Consider the following 17,398-nt stretch of genomic DNA (forward strand, 5'->3'; position numbering starts at 1 on the left):
CANGACCTCCCTCCAACCCGACCGATCAACCACCAACGACCCCACTCACCAGTGCCAGTTCCGCATCCCACGACCTCCCTCCAACCCGACCGATCAACCACCAACGACCCCACTCACCAGTGCCAGTTCCGCATCCCACGACCTCCCTCCAACCCGACCGATCAACCACCAACGACCCCACTCACCAGTGCCAGTTCCGCACCACACACACCTCCCTCACCACCGACCGACAAGACCCACCACCGCGATCACCAGTGCCAGTTGCGCATCCCACGACCTCCTTCCGACCACGCCGACTCACCACGAAGCCCCACTCACCAGTGCCAGTTGCGCACCACACTCACCTCCTTCCCTCACCAGGTTTCCTCGCAACAGCGCGAGTTTCGCTACCTGACAGGAGAGTGATTTGATCCCGCGAGCCCGATCTCCGCGACCCGGGGCCTCCGATTGGGCGCGATCGTGATCAGGGAGCAATCGGGACCGAACGAATTGTCGACCCACGGTGTGCACAACAGCATGTGGATCACTCGCCATCGGGTTCAACCAGGTGCACCGCGTCACCCGACAGTGACAGGACGGTGCAGGCCTGGCTACGATCCGCCCCGATGGGCGGTGCATCGGGGCCCAGCGACGGTGAGGGGATCTTGTATGACGGCACCGCGCCGCCGCCCCCTACAAGTCGCCGACTGGGCGGTCTGGGGCCTACCTCATCGGCTGCTCAGCTCGGTACTGCTGATCGAAGCCTTCGCAGCACTCCTGCTTGTCGCGGACCTGGTCGTTACTCCGTTCGGCCCAGACCTTTCTGATGCACTCGGCGGTGTCGGACTAATCGTCGGTGGAGTAATTCACACCGAGGTTGCACTAAGAGTTGAACGTATTCGTCGCCGTGCGGCCGAGGTGGCGCACGTCGATCTCAGTTCTGTGTGGACCTTCGCAGCGGCGCTGCTGTTCCCACCGGAGGTGGCGTGTCTGGTCGTCACCATGCTCTTCACACACCTGTACGTCCGCGTGTGGCGAGCCGCGAAGACGCCGATGTACCGGGTCGTCTTCAACACCGCGACGGTGTGGCTGGCAGTGCATGCAGCTGCCGGCACGAGGGCCTACCTCGGCGCAGAGCACAGCCCACTCAACGCATTCGGACCGCTCGCGATCGTGGCGGCCATGCTCGCCTACACGGTGGTCAACACTTGCCTGGTCGTGGGCGTCGTGGTCATCAGCTCGGACCGGACGGTCCGTCAGGTGCTCGGCCAGGGCGACGAGATCGTCCTGGAGATCGCCACCCTGTCGCTCGGCGCGATGCTCGCACTGGCCCTCACCGTCTCCGGCCCTCTGATGGCGGCGTTCGCGTTACCACCGCTCCTGGTGCTGAACCGCGCCGTTCTCGTGCGCCAGCTGGAGAAGGCTGCCAACACCGACAGCAAGACCGGGCTGCTGACGGCGGCGGCATGGCAGCACCAGGCGATGCAACAGCTCAGCAGGGCCAGGCGAACTGCAGATCCGCGCGGCATATTGATCCTTGACCTCGACCACTTCAAGAGGGTCAACGACGACCACGGGCATCTCGCAGGCGACATGGTGCTGGCGGCGGTCGGCGCAGCCCTCCGCGCAGAGGTTCGCGATCGGGACATCGTCGGGCGGTTCGGCGGCGAGGAGTTCGTGATCATGCTCGCCTCGCCCGGGTCCGGCCATGCGGGTCACGCCGAGCTGCGACGCATCGCGGAGCGTATCCGGCAGCGGATCAGCGAACTGGCTGTGGAGATCCCGACCCCCGATGGGCCACTGACCCTCACCGACCTGTCCGTTTCCATCGGCGGCGCCACGTTCCCCGGCGATGGGTTGGAGGTCCAGGACCTCATCGCGGTCGCCGATGCCGCGCTCTACGCAGCGAAGCGGGACGGACGCAACCAGGTGCGCCTCAGCGCCCAGCGGACGTCGTACTCGTCCGCAGACCCTCCGCCTCGACTGCACGGACGCCCGAGCGTCGAGTAGCGCGTCGAGAGCGGTTCTCGCCGCTGCGTCGGTCGATGGTTGCGACCCACCTGTCAGGCTCCACCGGCATTGACCGGCCGAGTCCTCACCTCGCCTGTCGCCGTCCCGAACGGTCGCGGCCGGGCACTCGGGCCTCGATCCCCGCCAGCAGCCTGCGCAACAGGTCGTCGAGGGTGCGCCGGTCGTCGTGGGACAGCGTCGAGAGCAGCTGCTCCTCGTTCGCCACGTGGTCGGTGACGGCCGCGTCGACCCGCTCGCGGCCGGATGCGGTCAGCCTGACGCGCATGCTGCGGCGGTTGCCCGGATCGAGGTCACGCGTGACGAGGCCCGCGGCCTCGAGCCGGTCGAGCCGGTTGGTCATAGCCGCGGGCGAGAGCATCAGGGTGCGCGCCAGCACCGTCGGGGTCAGCGTGAACGGTTCACCGGAGCGCCGCAGCGCGGCGAGCACGTCGAACTCGCCGACGTTGAGCCCGTGCGGGGCGAGCCCCGCCTCGACCATCGGACCGGCCAGCGCCGACAGCCGCCCGAGGCGACCGATCGTCGCCATCGCGGCGAGGTCGAGGTCGGGTCGTTCGCGCCGCCACTGCTCGATCAGCCGGTCCACGGGGTCGGGCTCCGCCATGCCGCGATGGTAGTTTGAGAATAAACCGTTGACTTCGAATACTTCGATGTCGAGGCATGACAGCAGCAGAGAACGTTCGCCGCATCTACCAGGGGCTCGACACCGGGGACGCCGCAGAGCTCACGGCGGCGCTCACCCCCGATGCCGTGCTGCACGTGCCGGGCAACCACCCGCTCTCCGGCCGCTACGACGGCCCCGACGCGATCCTCGGGTTCCTGGCCGCCTCGCGGTCCGCAGCCGCCTCGGGCGAACACATCGAGGTGCTCGAGGTGCTGACCGGTCACAAGCACGTCGCCGTGTACGCCCGGTCGCGAGCGGAGCGCGGCGGTGCCGTCCTCGACAACCCCACCGTGCACCTGCTGCGGATGGTGGGCGACCGCATCGCAGAGGTCTGGTTCCACAACCGCGAACAGCAGCCCGTCGACACGTTCTGGAGTGGAGGCGTCCGATGATCGAGCACAGCGCAGAGATGGACTTCGACCGACCGGCGAATGCCGTGTGGGCGGTCGTCGCCGACTACGGGCGCGATCCGGAGTGGCGCGACGGCGTCGAGACGATGGCCCCCTCGCCGCCCGGACCGGTGCACCCGGGACAGACGACCGCGGAGGTGATGCGCTTTGCCGGCCGCACGCTCCGCAACGACGGCATCGTCACGGCGGTCGGGCCAGGCCTGCACTTCACCTGGCGCACCACTTCCGGATCCGACGCGGAGGGCAGCCGGACGGTCGAGGAGCTCGGCCCGGGACGCTGCCGCGTCCGGCTCGAGGTGCGCGTGCGCCTGCACGGCCCCGACCGGCTGCTGGCCCCCCTGATGCGGGTGCTGGTGCGACGCACCCTCGCGGGTGATCTGGCCCGACTGCGCCGCGTCGCGCAGCGGGCAGGAACCCCCGCGGGCTGAGGAGGGGCGCGCCGACATCTCTGCCGCGCTGCGGTCGCTCGACCTCTACGTCGGCCGAGGTGTTCGGTTCCGCGCAAATCGAGGTGTCGTCCAACCTGGGCTGCCCGTGGTGCCTGGTCGGGCACCGGCGCAGGACTGCGCCGGGCGGGATCGCCGGCATGGTCGCGGCGGGCGGCTGGGCCGGCGCGCGCGGCCGGGCCCGCCCCACGCTCGCCGGTCTCGCCCTCTTCGCCACAGGGCTGCTCGCCGACGGGCCGGCACCTCGTCGTACCGGCGGTCCGTCAGGCGGGGTGCTTGATGCTCTCGAAGATCCGGGCGAAGCCGTCGGTGCCGTGCCCGGCGTCGATCTGGCGCCGGATGAGCGTCTGGACCATGTCCACCACCTCGGTGCTGATGCCCTGTGCGGCGCTCGCGGCCACCATGTCGCCGAGGTCGGAGAACTCCAGGCTCTGCTGCCCGGCCACCCCGTAGTCGCCGCCGTCGATCACCTCGGCGAAGCCCTCCAGCGCGAACGTCATCGCGCTCAGCCACGGGGCGGCGCGCTTCGCGAACTCGCCCGCGGAAACGCCCGCCGCACCCACCATCGCCGCCCCGTGCATGAACCCGGCGAACATCACGTACATCCCCGCGAGCAGGGCCAGGTCGTACAGCGAGGCCATGCCGGCGTCGTCGCCGAAGTAGGCGCTCTCGCCCCACAGGTCGAGCAGCGGCCGGTACTGCTCGAAGACCGCGGTCGATCCGCTGTAGAGGATCGACGACCCGGCCTGCCCGATCATCTGCGGGACGGCCATGATCCCGCCGTCCAGGTAGGCGATCCCGGCCGCGGCGGCCCAGGCGGCGATCTCCCGGGACTGGTCCGGGGACGTGGTGGTCAGGTTGACCAGCGTGCGGCCGGCGAGATCCTCGGCCAGCGGGTCGAGCACCTCGTGGACCGAGGCGTGGTCGAAGAGGCAGACGATCACGAGCGGGCTCGTCCCGACCGCCTCCCGTGCGGATCCGGCCGCCACCGCACCCTGCGCGACCAGGTCGTCCGCCTTCCCCGGGCTCCGGTTCCACACCGTCGTCACGTAGCCGCCCTTCACGAGCGCGGCTGGAAGCGCCCGGCCCATCTCGCCCAGCCCGAGGACGCTCACCCTGGTGTCGTGCGTCGTCATCTCTTCGTCGTTCCTTCCGTTCTCGACAACGCACCGAATGCTTCTCGCAACCGCTAACATCGACAAGTACCCACTATTTTGTGGGGTACTTACCTTCTGTAAGTGTGGTCGGGAGGCGACGCGGGTGACGGCGGAACGACGGGGGCCCTACTTCTGCGGGATCGACGCCGCGATGGACGTCGTCAGCGGGAAGTGGAAGTCGCTGATCCTCTGGGAGCTCGACGCCTACGGGACGCGGCGGTTCACCGAGCTCAAACGCGGCCTGCCGGGCGTGAGCGAGAAGATGCTGGTCCAGCACCTGCGGGAGATGGAGGCCGACGGTCTCGTCCACCGCGAGGTGTACCGCGAGGTGCCGCCGAGGGTGGAGTACTCGATGACCGAGCACGGCGTCTCCCTCAACGCCGCGCTGGCCCCGCTGGGCGCCTGGGGCACCGAGCGCATCCGCAGGATCGGAGCGGAGAAGATCGTGCTCGACGCGTCCTGAGCGGCCGAATGCGGTTGTCGGCACCGGCCCGGCCGCACGAGACTCGCCTGGATGATCGAGCTCGACGAGCACCTGGCCCGGCGGCTGGTCGACAGCCAGTTCCCGCAGTGGTCGCATCTCCCGGTCGCCCCCGTGGAGGTCGGTGGCATCGACAACCGCACCTTCCGCCTCGGCGACGAGCTGACGGTGCGGCTGCCCAGCGGGGACTGGTACGCGCTGCAGGTGGAGAAGGAGCAGCGGTGGCTGCCGATCCTCGCTCGGCAGCTCCCGCTCCCCATCCCGACCCCCGCGGCGAAGGGCGTGCCCGGGCACGGTTACCCCTACCCCTGGTCGATCCACCGCTGGCTCCCCGGCAGGACGGCGGCCGCGGCGGGCGTTGGCGACCCCGCCGTGTTCGCGGCGGCGGTGGCCGGGTTCCTCGTCGCGCTGAGGCAGGTCGACCCGACCGACGGCCCCGGGCCCGGCCGGCACAACTTCTTCCGGGGCGGCCCGCTGGACACCTACGCGGACGAGACGCTCCGGGCGATCGACACCCTGGGTGGTGAGATCCCGCAGGACCGGGCGCTCGCGGTGTGGGACGACGCCGTGCGTGCCGCATGGCACGGCGACCCGGTGTGGTTCCACGGCGACGTCGCGACCGGGAACCTGCTGGTGCGCGACCAGCGGCTCAGCGCCGTGATCGACTTCGGTACCTCGGGCGTCGGCGATCCCGCGTGCGACGTCGTCATCGCCTGGACACTGTTCCGCGGAACGAGCCGCGACGCCTTCCGCAGCCGCCTCGGCCTCGACCCCGCCACGTGGTCCCGCGGCCGGGGATGGGCGCTGTGGAAGGCGCTGATCACCCTCGTCGACCGGCTCGAGCGCGATCCCGCAGCCGCCGCGCAGTCCCGGCGCGTCATCGCCGAGGTCCTCGACGACCACACCCGGGAGCTCTGACGACCGCACGCCCGCCGATGCCGTCAGGCCGTGCCGGCGCGCTCGGCCTCGCTGCGAAGGATGCAGAACTCGTTGCCCTCCGGGTCGGCGAGCACCACCCAGCCCGAGCCGTCAGGGCGTCGGAGATCGGCCACCGTGCTCGCACCGAGGGCCAGCAGCCGGGCGAGCTCCTCGTCCCGGGTACCGGCGGCCGGCACGAGGTCGAGGTGCAACCGGTTCTTGATCTGCTTGGGCTCGGGGACCTCGATGAACAGGACCGCTCCGAGCCGTCCGGGGAGAAGATCATGCACTCCTCGTGCCCCGGTTCGTTCGGATCGGCGGGGTCCTCGGCGAACCCCAGCACGCGTCCCCAGAACACCGACTGCGCATAGGCGTCGATGGCGTCGAACGTCGTGTGGGAGATGCGGGCGGTCATGACGGCGACTGTGCTGCAGTCGAGGCGTGGGGGGCGAGCCGATTACGCAATAGCCGTTCGCGGCTCCTCGCCGCCGTCGGAGCGGAACGATTCGCGGCGGCGTCGAAGCCGCCCCCGGGCCGGTCACGGGGGTCGCCGCCCGGTCGAGATCGACCACAGCGGGGTCCGGACGGCCCGGTCACCCCTCTTACGTCGACCTCGTCCGAGACCCGGCTGCGCGGGTGACCACCACAGGTGCTGGCATCCTGCCGCGAGAGGGCCTGAGCAGGGCGAATACCTGGCCTGGCGGAAGCGGAGGGATTCGAACCCCCGGACGGTTGCCCGTCTCTCGCTTTCAAGGCGAGTGCATTCGGCCGCTCTGCCACGCTTCCGCCGTGCACCGTACCCGGCGCCGACTCAGCGCACCCGGAGGTCCACCCACACCGCGTGGTGGTCCGACGCGTCGTTGAGTCGCGCCAGCGGGTCGGCCGCCATCGGCCAGAACACGCCGCTCCCCCGCACCTGCATCGGCTTGGACGGCAGCACGTAGTCGACGCGCAGATTGCCCGGGTTCGGCTCGCCGAAGTCCGCGGTGTCGACGCCGGGGTCGCCGCGGTGGGTGGTGTTCGCCCCGCCCTGCAACTGGGCCGCCTCGATGCCGCCGTCCGAGCCGGGGGCCGGGTCGACCACGCGGTGGGCGGTGAGGAACTGCTCGGCCGCGCCGGGGAGCGAGTCGCCGTCGAGCGGGTCGGAGTTCTGGTCGCCCACGATGACGAACCGCTCGCCGCCGCCCAGGCCGCCGCGGCGGCCCTCGTCGTCGTACAGCGCCCGCGACTGCGCGCCGGGCTGCACGTACTGGCGCCAGAAGAGGATCTCGTCGGCGTTGCGGCGGCCGTTGCGGTCCTCGGGGCCGTCGAACGTGGGCGGGGTCGGGTGGCTGGCCAGGACGTGCACCGTGCGCCCGCCGACCTGCACCGGCACGTCCCAGTGCGACTTCGACGAGAGCGGCAGCACCGCCAGCTCCTCCGGCGTGTAGAAGCCCTCGGGGATCCGCGCGCCGGGGAGGTCCTTCCACAGGAAGTCCTGGAAGGTGCGCACCTCGTCCTGCGCGATCGGGTACCGCGACAGCACGAGCATCCCGTACTGGCCGGGGAACGCGCCGAAACCGAGCGCGTCGTCCGGGCCGCCGACCGTGCCGTCGTTGTTCAGGTCGAACCCGCTCGGCACGCCGGTGTTCGACGGCGCGATGAACGCGTGCGCGTACTCGATCGGCTCGGCGCCGTTCTGCCCCACCTCGAGGTAGTTGTCCCGGAGCAGGTCCACGGCCTCGGGGGCGAAGTCGAACTCGTTGACCAGCAGCACGTCCGGGCGCACCCGCTGGACGACCTCGGCGACCTCGCGGGCCTGCGGGTCGTCCGGCGTCGAGAGGTCGGCCACCAGCTCGCCCTCGGTCGCCCGGTTCAGCGAAGCGTTGAACGTCGCGACGCGCAGGTCGGCGGGCGGGGCGGCCGCCGCCGGCGCGGCGAGCAGGACGGGGGCGGCCAGCGCGGCGACCACGGCCGCGGTGACGGGGAGTTGTCGGCGCCTCATGCGCGTCACCCTGACAGGCGATGGTGAACGAGCGGTGACGGCCCTGCCGGGGTACGTGGTCCGTGGTGGGATGCGAGTAGGGCCGGGTGGGAGGCAGCATGCGCTTCGACGAGAACGCCGACCTCGACACGTCGCAGATCGACGACCTGCGCGGGCGCGGCGGGGGCGGGGCGCCGCTCGGTGGTCGCGTCGCGATCGGCGGCGGCGGCCTGGGCGTCCTGGGGCTGATCCTGTACTTCCTGCTTACCCAGCTCGGCGGCGGTGGCGGCGGAGGGTTCGGCGGCGGGTACGCGCTGCCCGGGGGCCTGTCGGGGCTGTCACCGGGCGAGACGGCCGACTCGTCGCAGATCGCCGAGAGCTGCCGCGCCGGGAGCGACGCCAACTCGCAGCTCGACTGCGAGGTCGTCGCCGTCGTCAACTCGCTCGACGGCTTCTGGTCCGACACCTTCGCCCGGTCCGGGCAGACCTACCAGCCGCCGCGCACCAACTTCTTCTCCGGCAGCGTTCGCACCGGCGGCTGCGGCGGCGCCACGTCCGCGACCGGGCCGTTCTACTGCCCCGCCGACGGCGAGGTCTACATCGACCTGTCGTTCTTCCAGGAGCTGGAGAGCCGGTTCGGCGCGGAGGGCGGGCCGTTCGCCCGCGCCTACGTGATCGCGCACGAGTACGGCCACCACATCCAGAACCTGCTGGGGACGTCCTCGCGGGTGCGCCCCGGCGACACCGGGCCGACGTCGGGCGCGGTGCGGCTCGAACTGCAGGCCGACTGCTATGCCGGGGTGTGGGCGAACCACGCGGAGACCACGCCGACGTCCTCCGGGGAGCCACTGATCGTCGGCGTCACCCAGCAGGACGTGGCCGCCGCGCTCGACACCGCCGCCCGCATCGGCGACGACTACATCCAGAGCGAGCTCGGCGGTGGCCGCGTCGACGAGAGCCAGTTCACCCATGGCACGTCCGCGCAGCGCGAGAAGTGGTACTCCACGGGCTACCGGACCGGTGACCCCGCGGCCTGCGACACCTTCGCGCGGGGCGTCGACCTCGGCTGATCGGACGCGAGCCCGAGGAACGGTAGGACGGGCTCGACCCCCTCGACGCGGAGCGTCCACTCCGGTCGGACGAACGCCTCGCGGGGCAGCAGCAGGCGGACGTCCAGTGTCGGCGCGCCGCGACGCACCACCGTCCGGGTGCCGTCACCCTGATAGCCGAGCCGCTCCGATACCCGCAGCGACGCGACGTTGTCGGAGACGGCCGCCGAACGTGCTGACAGTGCACCTAGATGGTCGAACGCAAACGCCAGCACCGCGGCCCGCATCTCCGTGCCGATCCCACGGCCTTGGTGCCGCAGCCCGATCCAGGACCCGGACTCGACCTCGCGCGTCACCGCGAAGTCGTGGCCGCTGAGCCCCTGGGCGCCGACGACCCGGCCGTCGTACCGCACGAGGAAGTTGAGCGTCCAGTTCGCCGGGTCGAGCTGGGCCCGCTGCGACCAGTAGTGCTGCAGCATGCGACGGCCGAGGTCGGCCGGGTCGGCGTCGGTCCACGGCACCATGAACGGCATCTGGTCGGGAGGGTGCACGCCCCGGTGGGCTTCATCGGCGAGCTCGCGCAGGCCCTCGTCGTCGTCCGGGCGCAGTTCCAGCCTCGGGGTACGCAGCACGAGGTGGTGCAGTGGCCAGGGCTCGGGGGGCGTCATGGCGTTCGAGCCTGCCCGACCGGCGTGCCGCGCCTCCACCGAATAGCGTCCCCGGCATGCATGCGATCACCGTGCGGCAGCCGGGCGGGCCGGAGGTTCTCGAGTGGGCCGAGGTGCCCGATCCCACCCCGGGCCCGGGCCCGGGCGAGGTCCTCGTCGACGTGGCGGCGAGCGCCGTCAACCGGGCCGATCTGATGCAACGACAGGGCCACTACCCGCCCCCGCCGGGAGCGTCCGACATCATCGGCCTGGAGTGCTCCGGGCGGATCGCGGCGCTCGGGGACGGCGTCGACGGCTGGCAGGTCGGCGACGAGGTGTGTGCGCTCCTCGCGGGCGGCGGGTACGCGGAGAAGGTCGTCGTGCCGGCACCGCAGCTGCTGCCGATCCCGGAAGGCGTCGACCTGGTGACGGCGGCCGGACTGCCCGAGGTGGCGTGCACCGTGTGGTCGAACGTCGCGATGGCCGGGCGGCTCAGCGCAGGTGAGACGTTCCTCGTCCAGGGCGGCAGCAGCGGCATCGGCACGCACGCGATCCAGGTGGCGAAAGCGCTCGGCGCCCGGGTGGCGGCCACGGCGGGTGCGCCCGACCGGCTGGAGCGCTGCCGCGAGCTCGGCGCCGACATCGCGATCGACTACCACGACGACGTGCCGGCCGAGCTGAAGAAGGCCACCGACGGGCACGGCGCCGACGTCATCCTGGACAACATGGGCGCCAAGGGGCTGGCCGCGAACCTTGACGCGCTCGCGCCCGACGGTCGGCTCGTCATCATCGGCCTGCAGGGCGGCCGCACGGGCGAGTTGGACCTGAACAAGCTGCTGCGCAAGCGCGGCAGCATCACCGCGATGGGGCTGCGTGGGCGGCCGGTCGACGGCCCGAACGGCAAGGGCGCGATCGTGGCCGGCGTGCGCGAGCAAGTGTGGCCGATGTTCGCCGACGGGCGGGTGCGGCCGATCGTGCACGACCGCTTCCCGATGGCCCGGGCGGCGGACGCGCACGCGCAGCTCGAGGCGGGTGGGGTCGTCGGCAAGTTGCTGCTGGTAGCGGGCTGAGCGACCGGTACGCGCTCGATAGCCGTGATCGGCGGTTCGGTCATGGCGGCCGCCGGTGATCGTTGCGAGCTTGCACGCGTTGCGGTCCGTCGCGCGGTTAATGGGCATCTCGTGGCGATCGGCGTTCAGGTGGCCGCCGTGAGGTGGCCCGCCAGATCGTGCCGACTCGCCCACCACTCCGTGCCGACTCGCGGGTCGAAACCGGGCGACTCGCGCGTCGAAACCGGGCGACTCGCGCGTCGAAACCGGGCGACTCACGTGGGCGGGTCAGCCGAGTTCGGACAGCGCCGCCACGAGCGCCCCGATCTCGGCGCGGCTCGTGTAGTGCGCGAGCCCGATCCGTACCGCGCCGCCGATCTCCGCCGTGCCCAGGTGCGCGAGCACGCCGTCCTCGGCCGGGTCGGCGACCGTGCAGATGCCGCGGTGTGCGAGGTGGTCGGCGACGTCCGGGGCCTTGACCGGGTGGGTGAGCGAGAGCATCGGCACCCGGTACTCGGGCGCCCCGAGCACGGAGACCCCGATCCGGCGCAGGTCGCCCAGCAGCTCCGCGAGCAGTGCGGAGTGGTGGGCCTCGAGGGCGTCCATCGAGGTGATGAGACGCTCGCGGCGGGTACCCGTCGCGAAGTCGTCCAGGCCCGCGAGGTGATCGATGGAGGCCACCAGACCCGCCAGCAGCGGGTACGGATGGGGGCCCAGCTCAAGCCGGTGGGAGCCGCGGGCGAGAGGGTCCAGCGAGCAGGACGGCAGCCGGTCGAGCAGCGCCGGGTCGCGGAACACCAGCGCGCCGAGCTGCGGGCCGCCCCACGCGGCCGCGTCGAGGACGACGACGTCGGCGCCGAGCCCGTCGATGCCGACCGGTCCGCACGCCGCGGCCACCGCGAGGTCCACCACCAGCAGTGCGCCGTACGCCCTCGCACGCTCGGCGATCGCGGCGATGTCGGGCTGCGTGCCGACGTGCGCCGACGCCGCCGTCACGGTGACGAGCCGGGTCCTGTCGCCCACCAGCTCGTCGAACTGCCATGTCGGCAGCTCGCCCGACTCGATCTCGATCTCCGCCCAGCGGACCGCGGCCCCCCGCGAGTGTGCGGTGCGCACCCACGGAGCCACGTTCGCCGTGTCGTCGAGCCGCGAGACCACGATCTCGTCGCCGAGCATCCAGGTCTCGCCGACGGACTCGGCGAGCCGCCGCAGGAGAACGGCGGGCCCGGGGCCGAGGACGACGCCGCGCGGATCGCCGCCAACGAGGTCGGCCACGGACTGGCGCGCGGCCGCTTCCACCCCGGCCACGTACACGGAAGCGGCGAACCCTTCGCCGGGCAGCGCGCGGGGTACCCGCAGGGCAGCAGTGATCGCCGAGACGACGTGCTCGGGGATCTGCATCCCGGAGACCGCATCGAGGTGGATCCACCCGTCCCCGAGGACGGGGATGAGCCCGCGGACCCGGGCGACGTCGAACGCCATCCGGATACGGTAACGAGGAGACCAAATCGATCAGTGACGTGGTGAGCACGGAGCGTGTTCGCCGGGGAGCATGGGGATCATGAGCCAGCCATCGGACCAGAACGCAAGCGAGAACGGCGACCAGCAGGTCGTGGTCATCGGGCCGGACGGGAGGCCGGTGGGGATGGCGCGGGTGCCGCAGGCCGACGAGGACGGCGGCGAGGAGCAGGGCGTCGGAAGCATGGTCGAGCAGCCCGGCAAGGTCATGCGGATCGGCACGATGATCAAGCAGCTGCTCGAGGAGGTGCGGGCCGCGCCGCTGGACGAGGCGTCGCGCAACCGGCTGCGGGAGATCCACGAGAACTCGATAAAGGAACTCGAGGACGGGCTCGCCCCGGAGCTGCGCGACGAACTCCACCGGTTGAGCCTGCCGTTCACCGACGACAGCACGCCGTCGGATGCCGAGCTGCGGATCGCCCAGGCCCAGCTCGTCGGCTGGCTGGAGGGGCTGTTCCACGGCATCCAGACGGCGCTGTTCGCCCAGCAGATGGCGGCCCGCGCCCAGCTCGAGCAGATGCGCCGCGGCCTGCCGCCGGGCGCCACGGCGCAGGCGCCCGAGGGCGGTCTGGGCCGTGGCACCGGCCAGTACCTGTAGGCGGGCACCCGCTGATTTGCCAGGGTTGCCGGGGCGGCGGGCGCCAGTGGATCCGCCTGCCCCGGGCCCACTTCGCGCCCCGGCGCACCGCCCACGGGCGTCCCGACCCCCGCCGGTACCCTCGACGAGTGGCTCAGACGATGACCACCGGTGACGACCGGGCCGAGGACGCGGTGTCCGCACGCCCCGCCGTGGCCGACGTTGCCCCGTCCCGGAGCTGGCGACGGGCGTTCGGCGACCTCGGCCAGGGCTGGCGGCAGCGTCCGCTGTGGGGCTACCTCGGCTGGCAGGACATCAAGCAGCGCTACCGCCGCTCGGTGCTCGGGCCGCTGTGGATCAGCATCAGCATGGCCGTCGTCGCCACGGCGATGGGTTTCTTGTACGGGGCGCTGTTCGGCGAGCCGATCGCGACGTTCCTGCCCTACGTGGCCACCGGGCTGCTGATCTGGAACTTCGTCAACGGCTGCATTCTCGAGGGCAGCGAGGTCTTCATCGCGAACGAGGGCCTGATCCGGTTCCTGCCTGCCCCGCTGAGCCTGCACGTCTACCGGCTGGTGTGGCGGCAGACCCTGTTCTTCCTGCACAACCTGGTCATCTGGGGCATCCTGATGATCATCTTCCCGCAGCCGCTCGGCTGGTCGCTGCTGCTCGCACTTCCGGCGTTCGCCGTGCTCGTGCTCAACGGCGCGTGGATCGCGGTCCTCGCCGGGATCATCGCCACCCGGTTCCGGGACATCCCGCCGATCATCGCGAGCCTCACGCAGCTGCTGTTCTTCATGACGCCCATCGTGTGGTCCTACGAGAGGCTGAAGTCCAATCCCCTGGCCGCGTACATCGAGCTCAACCCGGTGATGCACTTCGTCGAGATCCTGCGGCAGCCGCTGCTCGGCCAGGCCATCGTGGCACGCCACTGGATCGTCGTCGCGGTCATCACCGTCGTCGGGTGCACCGCCGCGCTCGTCTGCCTGCGCAACTACCGCTCCCGCGTCGCCTACTGGGTCTGAGGGAACGCATGGTCAGCATCGACATAGAAGGCGCAGCCGTCGATTTCCCGATCTTCGACGCCAAGACGCGGTCGCTCAAGAAGGCCGTGCTCGGCCGGGCGGGCGGGCGGATCGGCACCGACTCCAAGGTGCCGATCATCGAGGCGCTCCGCGACATCACCGTCTCCCTGCGCAAGGGCGACCGGGTGGCGCTGGTCGGCCACAACGGCGCGGGCAAGTCCACCCTGCTGCGGCTGATGTCGGGCATCTACGAGCCCACCCGGGGCCGCGCCTCGGTCGTCGGCAAGGTCGCCCCGGTGTTCGACCTGGCCGTCGGCATGGACCCCGAGATCTCCGGCTTGGAGAACATCCTCATCCGCGGCCTGTTCCTCGGCATGACCCGCAAGCAGATGGAGGAGCGCGTCGACGACATCGCCGCGTTCACCGAGCTCGGCGACTACCTGTCGATGCCGCTGCGCACCTACTCCACGGGCATGCGCGTGCGGCTCGCCCTCGGCGTAGTCACCAGCATCGACCCCGAGATCCTGCTGCTCGACGAGGGCATCGGCGCGGTCGACGCCGAGTTCCTCGCGAAGGCGCGCACGCGGCTCAACGAGCTGGTGGAGCGCTCCGGGATCCTGGTGTTCGCCTCGCACTCCGACGAGTTCCTCGCCGACCTGTGCGACACCGCGATCTGGATGGACCAGGGCACGATCCGCGAGCACGGCCCACTGCGCGACGTGCTGGCGCACTACAAGGGCCGCGACGTGCTGGCCGAGATCGACGCCCGGTGATCGGCGCACAGCTCCCGCCCGGCTCCGTCGTCGCGGTGGTCGTCACGCGGCACCGCACCGACGTGCTGGGTGACTCCCTGACCGCGCTCGCGAAGCAGACCCACCCGATCGCCCACCTGGTCGTCATCGACAACGGGCCGGACCGGCCGGCCCGCGAGGTCGTCGAGGCCTGCGGCGTGCCGGCCACCTACGTGCCCTCGTGGACCAACCTCGGCGGCGCGGGCGGGTTCGCCCTCGGCATGCTGCACGCCCTCGCGATGGGCGCCGACTGGATCTGGCTCGGCGACGACGACGGCCACCCCGCCGACGAGACGACGCTCGCCACCCTCGTCGACCTCGCGGAGCGCCGTGAGCTCGCTGCGGTGTCCCCCACCGTGGCCGACAAGGCCGAGCCCGACCGCCTCGCTTTCCCGGTGCGCCGCGGGCTCACCTGGCACAGGTCGCGGGCGGAGCTGGCCGCCGACGTCGGGCACGGCGCCGACGACGAGCTGCTGCCCGGCATCGCCGCGCTGTTCAACGGGGCGCTGTTCCGGGCCTCGACGCTCGACGTGGTCGGGGTGCCGGACCTGCGGCTGTTCGTGCGGGGCGACGAGGTGGAGATGCACCGCCGGCTGGTGCGCTCGGGCCTGCCGTTCGGCACGTCCCTGCGGGCGGCGTACCTGCACCCGGCGGGCGGCGACGACGACAAGCCGATGCTGCGGGGCAAGCTGCACGCCCGCGACCCCGACGACCCGGTCAAGCGGTTCTACACCTACCGCAACCGTGGCTACCTGGTCTCGCAGCCCGGGATGCGCAAGATCGGGCTGCTGGAGCTGCCGCGCTTCGCCTGGTACTTCCTCATCACCAAGCGGAGCCCACGCGAGTTCGGGCAGTGGCTGCGGCTGGTGCGGCAGGGCCGGGCAGAACGCTTCCACCGCCCCTGAGCGCGCTTCAGCGCGATTTCCGCCGGTCATGCGTTGGTACCGGTGTATCGCCACCTGAGCTCCGCGCGTCCGGATGAACGGATGAATAGGTACTTTCCGAACAACCGTCGTCCGTCGAAGTAACTCTACGGAACGGCACGCGGACGAGGCGTGATCGAACTGTCCGGAGTAGGCGCAGAGACAGCCCTGTCACCTGCATCACAACTGGTGACAGTAACGTCCTCCGCGTCCCGGCGATAGTCCCTACTGACCCTCTCTTCAGGGTCGTCACCAGCGAGAGCAACAGATTGGCAACATCTCCGAAGACTCTCGGTGAACAAACCGGATGGCAGCCCCATCGAGGGATCTGGTGCGGAGAGCTGTATTTTCGATGGCCGATCCGGGGGCGACTGAGGGGGACGTGATGTGGGACTCGCTCCGATTTCTGCAGCATTGGCAGCTCTTCCTGCCTGTCGGTGTGATCGGTGCCGTTTCGTGGTCCGTCTGGTTGATCCGCAAGATCATGTCGGCTCGTTACCGCCCGCTGGTCAACGACTTCCGCACCACGACCTCGGTTGTCGTCCCCTCGTTCCGTGAGGATCCGAACGTGATCGAGCGCTGTCTCGACACGTGGTTGGCGCAAGGCCCCACCGAGGTCATCATCGTGCTCGACGTCGAGGACATCGAGGCCCGCGACCGTCTCATCGCGCGCCGCGACCGGCGGCTCCACGTGATGATGTTCGCCCACGAGGGCAAGCGGTCGGCGCTCGGCGTGGGGATCCGCGCCGCCCGGCACGAGATCCTCGTCCTCACCGACTCCGACACGGCGTGGGAGCCGGGCTTGCTCGACGCGGTGCAGATGCCGTTCGTCGACCCCAAGGTCGGTGCGGTCGGCACGCGGCAGAACGTCCACGAGCCCCGCAGTAGCATCTGGCGCCGCGTCGCGGACTGGATCATCGACCTCCGATACCTGGACTACGTGCCTGCCACCGCCCGACGTGGTGGGGTGGTCTGCGTGTCCGGGCGCACCGCGGCCTACCGCCGCTCCGCCGTGCTGCCGGTGCTCGAGAACCTCGAGCACGAGTTCTTCCTCGGCAGGCGGTGCGTCGCAGGCGACGACGGGCGGCTGACCTGGCTGATGCTCGCGCAGGGGTATCGCACCGAGCACCAGGACTCGGCGAAGGCGTTGTCGATGTTCCCGGCGACCTTCCGCGCGTTCTGCAAGCAACGGGTGCGCTGGAGCCGCAACTCCTACCGCTGCTACCTGACCGCCCTCTACAAGGGCTGGCTGTGGAAGGTGCCCCTGATCTCGCAGCTGACCGTGTTCCAGATCCTCTTCACCCCGGTCACGATGTTCGCCACGGTCTACTACCTCATCGCGGCCTGGTTCAGCCCGTACGGAGCGCTCGCGATCGTCCTGGGCACGGCGTGGCTGTTCATTGGTCGCGCCATCCGCAGCTTCTCGCACCTGCGCCGCACCCCGTCCGACCTGGTCATCCTGCCACTGGTCACGCTGGTGATCATGATGGTGGCGTTGCCGATCAAGACCTGGGCCTTCCTGACCATGAACAAGCAAGGGTGGCTCACCCGGCGCGCCGACCTCATCGGCGGCGAGGGCCAGGACGAGGCCAGCCTGGCATCGGAGGACGCTCGTGGCGCAGCCTGACCCGACGACTCGGACGCGCAGGAAGCGCTGGCTCCTGGTACTGACCGCGCTGCTGGTCGTCGCCGGGCTGGCGACCGCCCTCGTCCAGACCGGGGTGGCCGGCAGGCTCCTCGCGGCGGCCGGCGACCCGACGGGCGCCGCGCCTG

At 70.9% G+C, this 17,398-nt stretch carries 18 protein-coding genes and 1 tRNA gene; 12 read left to right on the forward strand and 7 right to left on the reverse strand.

Features of this window, described 5'->3' with window-relative positions:
* Window positions 1-648: 648 nt before the first annotated feature.
* Window positions 649-1,989, forward strand: a complete 1,341-nt coding sequence (locus tag KME75_RS21370; RefSeq protein ID WP_219416647.1) for a GGDEF domain-containing protein — start codon at window positions 649-651, stop codon at window positions 1,987-1,989.
* Window positions 1,990-2,074: 85 nt separating this feature from the next.
* Here KME75_RS21370 and KME75_RS21375 read toward each other — a convergent pair whose 3' ends face one another.
* Window positions 2,075-2,611 (reverse strand): MarR family winged helix-turn-helix transcriptional regulator, encoded by a 537-nt coding sequence (locus tag KME75_RS21375; RefSeq protein ID WP_219416648.1) that lies wholly within the window; start codon window positions 2,609-2,611, stop codon window positions 2,075-2,077.
* A gap of 56 nt (window positions 2,612-2,667) precedes the next feature.
* On the opposite strand from KME75_RS21375, the gene KME75_RS21380 reads away from it, so the two are divergent.
* Both KME75_RS21380 and KME75_RS21385 read left to right on the forward strand, forming a co-directional pair.
* On the forward strand, window positions 2,668-3,063 hold the full coding sequence (locus KME75_RS21380; RefSeq protein WP_219416649.1) for a nuclear transport factor 2 family protein: 396 nt from the start codon (window positions 2,668-2,670) through the stop codon (window positions 3,061-3,063).
* Entirely contained in the window at window positions 3,060-3,509 is a 450-nt protein-coding gene (locus tag KME75_RS21385; RefSeq protein WP_219416650.1) for an SRPBCC family protein, read from the forward strand. The genes KME75_RS21380 and KME75_RS21385 overlap by 4 nt, the downstream gene beginning before the upstream one ends.
* 281 nt (window positions 3,510-3,790) lie before the next feature.
* Here KME75_RS21385 and KME75_RS21390 read toward each other — a convergent pair whose 3' ends face one another.
* The gene (locus tag KME75_RS21390) at window positions 3,791-4,663 is read right to left on the reverse strand and encodes an NAD(P)-dependent oxidoreductase (RefSeq protein ID WP_219416651.1); all 873 of its coding nucleotides are present in this window, start codon (window positions 4,661-4,663) and stop codon (window positions 3,791-3,793) included.
* A gap of 172 nt (window positions 4,664-4,835) precedes the next feature.
* Here KME75_RS21390 and KME75_RS21395 point away from each other — a divergent pair, with 172 nt between their 5' ends.
* Window positions 4,836-5,147, forward strand: a complete 312-nt coding sequence (locus KME75_RS21395) for a winged helix-turn-helix transcriptional regulator (protein ID WP_246632548.1) — start codon at window positions 4,836-4,838, stop codon at window positions 5,145-5,147.
* 51 nt (window positions 5,148-5,198) lie between these two features.
* Window positions 5,199-6,083 carry an aminoglycoside phosphotransferase family protein gene (locus KME75_RS21400; protein ID WP_219416652.1) on the forward strand — a complete coding sequence of 295 codons (885 nt, stop codon included), beginning with the start codon at window positions 5,199-5,201 and terminating at the stop codon, window positions 6,081-6,083.
* A 23-nt stretch (window positions 6,084-6,106) separates the two neighbouring features.
* Here the strand turns inward: KME75_RS21400 and KME75_RS46055 are convergent, their stop codons facing one another.
* The 3 genes from KME75_RS46055 to KME75_RS21415 all read right to left on the reverse strand — a co-directional run bounded on the left by KME75_RS46055 (window position 6,107) and on the right by KME75_RS21415 (window position 8,067).
* Window positions 6,107-6,373 carry a VOC family protein gene (locus tag KME75_RS46055; RefSeq protein ID WP_372452637.1) on the reverse strand — a complete coding sequence of 89 codons (267 nt, stop codon included), beginning with the start codon at window positions 6,371-6,373 and terminating at the stop codon, window positions 6,107-6,109.
* Between the two features lie 408 nt (window positions 6,374-6,781).
* A tRNA-Ser gene (locus KME75_RS21410) sits at window positions 6,782-6,869 on the reverse strand.
* 25 nt (window positions 6,870-6,894) lie between these two features.
* Complete coding sequence (locus KME75_RS21415) at window positions 6,895-8,067, reverse strand: endonuclease/exonuclease/phosphatase family protein (RefSeq protein WP_219416653.1); 1,173 nt, start codon at window positions 8,065-8,067, stop codon at window positions 6,895-6,897.
* 98 nt (window positions 8,068-8,165) lie between these two features.
* On the opposite strand from KME75_RS21415, the gene ypfJ reads away from it, so the two are divergent.
* On the forward strand, window positions 8,166-9,116 hold the full coding sequence (ypfJ, locus tag KME75_RS21420) for a KPN_02809 family neutral zinc metallopeptidase (RefSeq protein WP_219416654.1): 951 nt from the start codon (window positions 8,166-8,168) through the stop codon (window positions 9,114-9,116).
* On the opposite strand, the gene KME75_RS21425 is transcribed toward ypfJ, so the two are convergent.
* Complete coding sequence (locus KME75_RS21425; RefSeq protein ID WP_219416655.1) at window positions 9,056-9,763, reverse strand: GNAT family N-acetyltransferase; 708 nt, start codon at window positions 9,761-9,763, stop codon at window positions 9,056-9,058. The two genes, ypfJ and KME75_RS21425, sit on opposite strands and share 61 nt — an antisense overlap.
* Window positions 9,764-9,819: 56 nt before the next feature.
* Here KME75_RS21425 and KME75_RS21430 point away from each other — a divergent pair, with 56 nt between their 5' ends.
* Window positions 9,820-10,812: an NAD(P)H-quinone oxidoreductase gene (locus tag KME75_RS21430; protein WP_219416656.1), complete on the forward strand. Its 993-nt coding sequence runs from the start codon at window positions 9,820-9,822 to the stop codon at window positions 10,810-10,812.
* A gap of 267 nt (window positions 10,813-11,079) precedes the next feature.
* On the opposite strand, the gene KME75_RS21435 is transcribed toward KME75_RS21430, so the two are convergent.
* Window positions 11,080-12,273, reverse strand: a complete 1,194-nt coding sequence (locus tag KME75_RS21435; RefSeq protein WP_219416657.1) for an aminotransferase class V-fold PLP-dependent enzyme — start codon at window positions 12,271-12,273, stop codon at window positions 11,080-11,082.
* 79 nt (window positions 12,274-12,352) lie between these two features.
* On the opposite strand from KME75_RS21435, the gene KME75_RS21440 reads away from it, so the two are divergent.
* From KME75_RS21440 to KME75_RS21460, 5 genes are all read left to right on the forward strand, one after another.
* The gene (locus tag KME75_RS21440) at window positions 12,353-12,907 is read left to right on the forward strand and encodes a bacterial proteasome activator family protein (RefSeq protein ID WP_219416658.1); all 555 of its coding nucleotides are present in this window, start codon (window positions 12,353-12,355) and stop codon (window positions 12,905-12,907) included.
* Between the two features lie 140 nt (window positions 12,908-13,047).
* Entirely contained in the window at window positions 13,048-13,911 is an 864-nt protein-coding gene (gene wzm / locus KME75_RS21445) for a galactan export ABC transporter permease subunit Wzm/RfbD (RefSeq protein ID WP_219416666.1), read from the forward strand.
* A gap of 8 nt (window positions 13,912-13,919) precedes the next feature.
* Window positions 13,920-14,684, forward strand: coding sequence for a galactan export ABC transporter ATP-binding subunit Wzt/RfbE (gene wzt, locus KME75_RS21450; RefSeq protein ID WP_219416659.1), 765 nt, complete (start codon window positions 13,920-13,922; stop codon window positions 14,682-14,684).
* Window positions 14,684-15,607 (forward strand): galactofuranosyltransferase GlfT1, encoded by a 924-nt coding sequence (glfT1, locus tag KME75_RS21455; protein ID WP_219416667.1) that lies wholly within the window; start codon window positions 14,684-14,686, stop codon window positions 15,605-15,607. The genes wzt and glfT1 overlap by 1 nt, the downstream gene beginning before the upstream one ends.
* A 325-nt stretch (window positions 15,608-15,932) precedes the next feature.
* On the forward strand, window positions 15,933-17,252 hold the full coding sequence (locus KME75_RS21460) for a glycosyltransferase (protein ID WP_219416660.1): 1,320 nt from the start codon (window positions 15,933-15,935) through the stop codon (window positions 17,250-17,252).
* The last annotated feature ends 146 nt before the right edge of the window (window positions 17,253-17,398 follow it).

Source organism: Pseudonocardia nigra (assembly GCF_019396355.1).
GTDB lineage: Bacteria > Actinomycetota > Actinomycetes > Mycobacteriales > Pseudonocardiaceae > Pseudonocardia > Pseudonocardia nigra.

Excerpts from the sequence above, each read along its gene's own strand:
- KME75_RS21370 (WP_219416647.1), top strand. The coding sequence starts at position 649 with ATGACGGCACCGCGCCGCCGCCCCCTACAAGTCGCCGACTGGGCGGTC.
- KME75_RS21375 (WP_219416648.1), bottom strand. The coding sequence starts at position 2,611 with ATGGCGGAGCCCGACCCCGTGGACCGGCTGATCGAGCAGTGGCGGCGC.
- KME75_RS21380 (WP_219416649.1), top strand. The coding sequence starts at position 2,668 with ATGACAGCAGCAGAGAACGTTCGCCGCATCTACCAGGGGCTCGACACC.
- KME75_RS21385 (WP_219416650.1), top strand. The coding sequence starts at position 3,060 with ATGATCGAGCACAGCGCAGAGATGGACTTCGACCGACCGGCGAATGCC.
- KME75_RS21390 (WP_219416651.1), bottom strand. The coding sequence starts at position 4,663 with ATGACGACGCACGACACCAGGGTGAGCGTCCTCGGGCTGGGCGAGATG.
- KME75_RS21395 (WP_246632548.1), top strand. The coding sequence starts at position 4,836 with ATGGACGTCGTCAGCGGGAAGTGGAAGTCGCTGATCCTCTGGGAGCTC.
- KME75_RS21400 (WP_219416652.1), top strand. The coding sequence starts at position 5,199 with ATGATCGAGCTCGACGAGCACCTGGCCCGGCGGCTGGTCGACAGCCAG.
- KME75_RS21415 (WP_219416653.1), bottom strand. The coding sequence starts at position 8,067 with ATGAGGCGCCGACAACTCCCCGTCACCGCGGCCGTGGTCGCCGCGCTG.
- ypfJ (WP_219416654.1), top strand. The coding sequence starts at position 8,166 with ATGCGCTTCGACGAGAACGCCGACCTCGACACGTCGCAGATCGACGAC.
- KME75_RS21425 (WP_219416655.1), bottom strand. The coding sequence starts at position 9,763 with ATGACGCCCCCCGAGCCCTGGCCACTGCACCACCTCGTGCTGCGTACC.
- KME75_RS21430 (WP_219416656.1), top strand. The coding sequence starts at position 9,820 with ATGCATGCGATCACCGTGCGGCAGCCGGGCGGGCCGGAGGTTCTCGAG.
- KME75_RS21435 (WP_219416657.1), bottom strand. The coding sequence starts at position 12,273 with ATGGCGTTCGACGTCGCCCGGGTCCGCGGGCTCATCCCCGTCCTCGGG.
- KME75_RS21440 (WP_219416658.1), top strand. The coding sequence starts at position 12,353 with ATGAGCCAGCCATCGGACCAGAACGCAAGCGAGAACGGCGACCAGCAG.
- wzm (WP_219416666.1), top strand. The coding sequence starts at position 13,048 with ATGACCACCGGTGACGACCGGGCCGAGGACGCGGTGTCCGCACGCCCC.
- wzt (WP_219416659.1), top strand. The coding sequence starts at position 13,920 with ATGGTCAGCATCGACATAGAAGGCGCAGCCGTCGATTTCCCGATCTTC.
- KME75_RS21460 (WP_219416660.1), top strand. The coding sequence starts at position 15,933 with ATGGCAGCCCCATCGAGGGATCTGGTGCGGAGAGCTGTATTTTCGATG.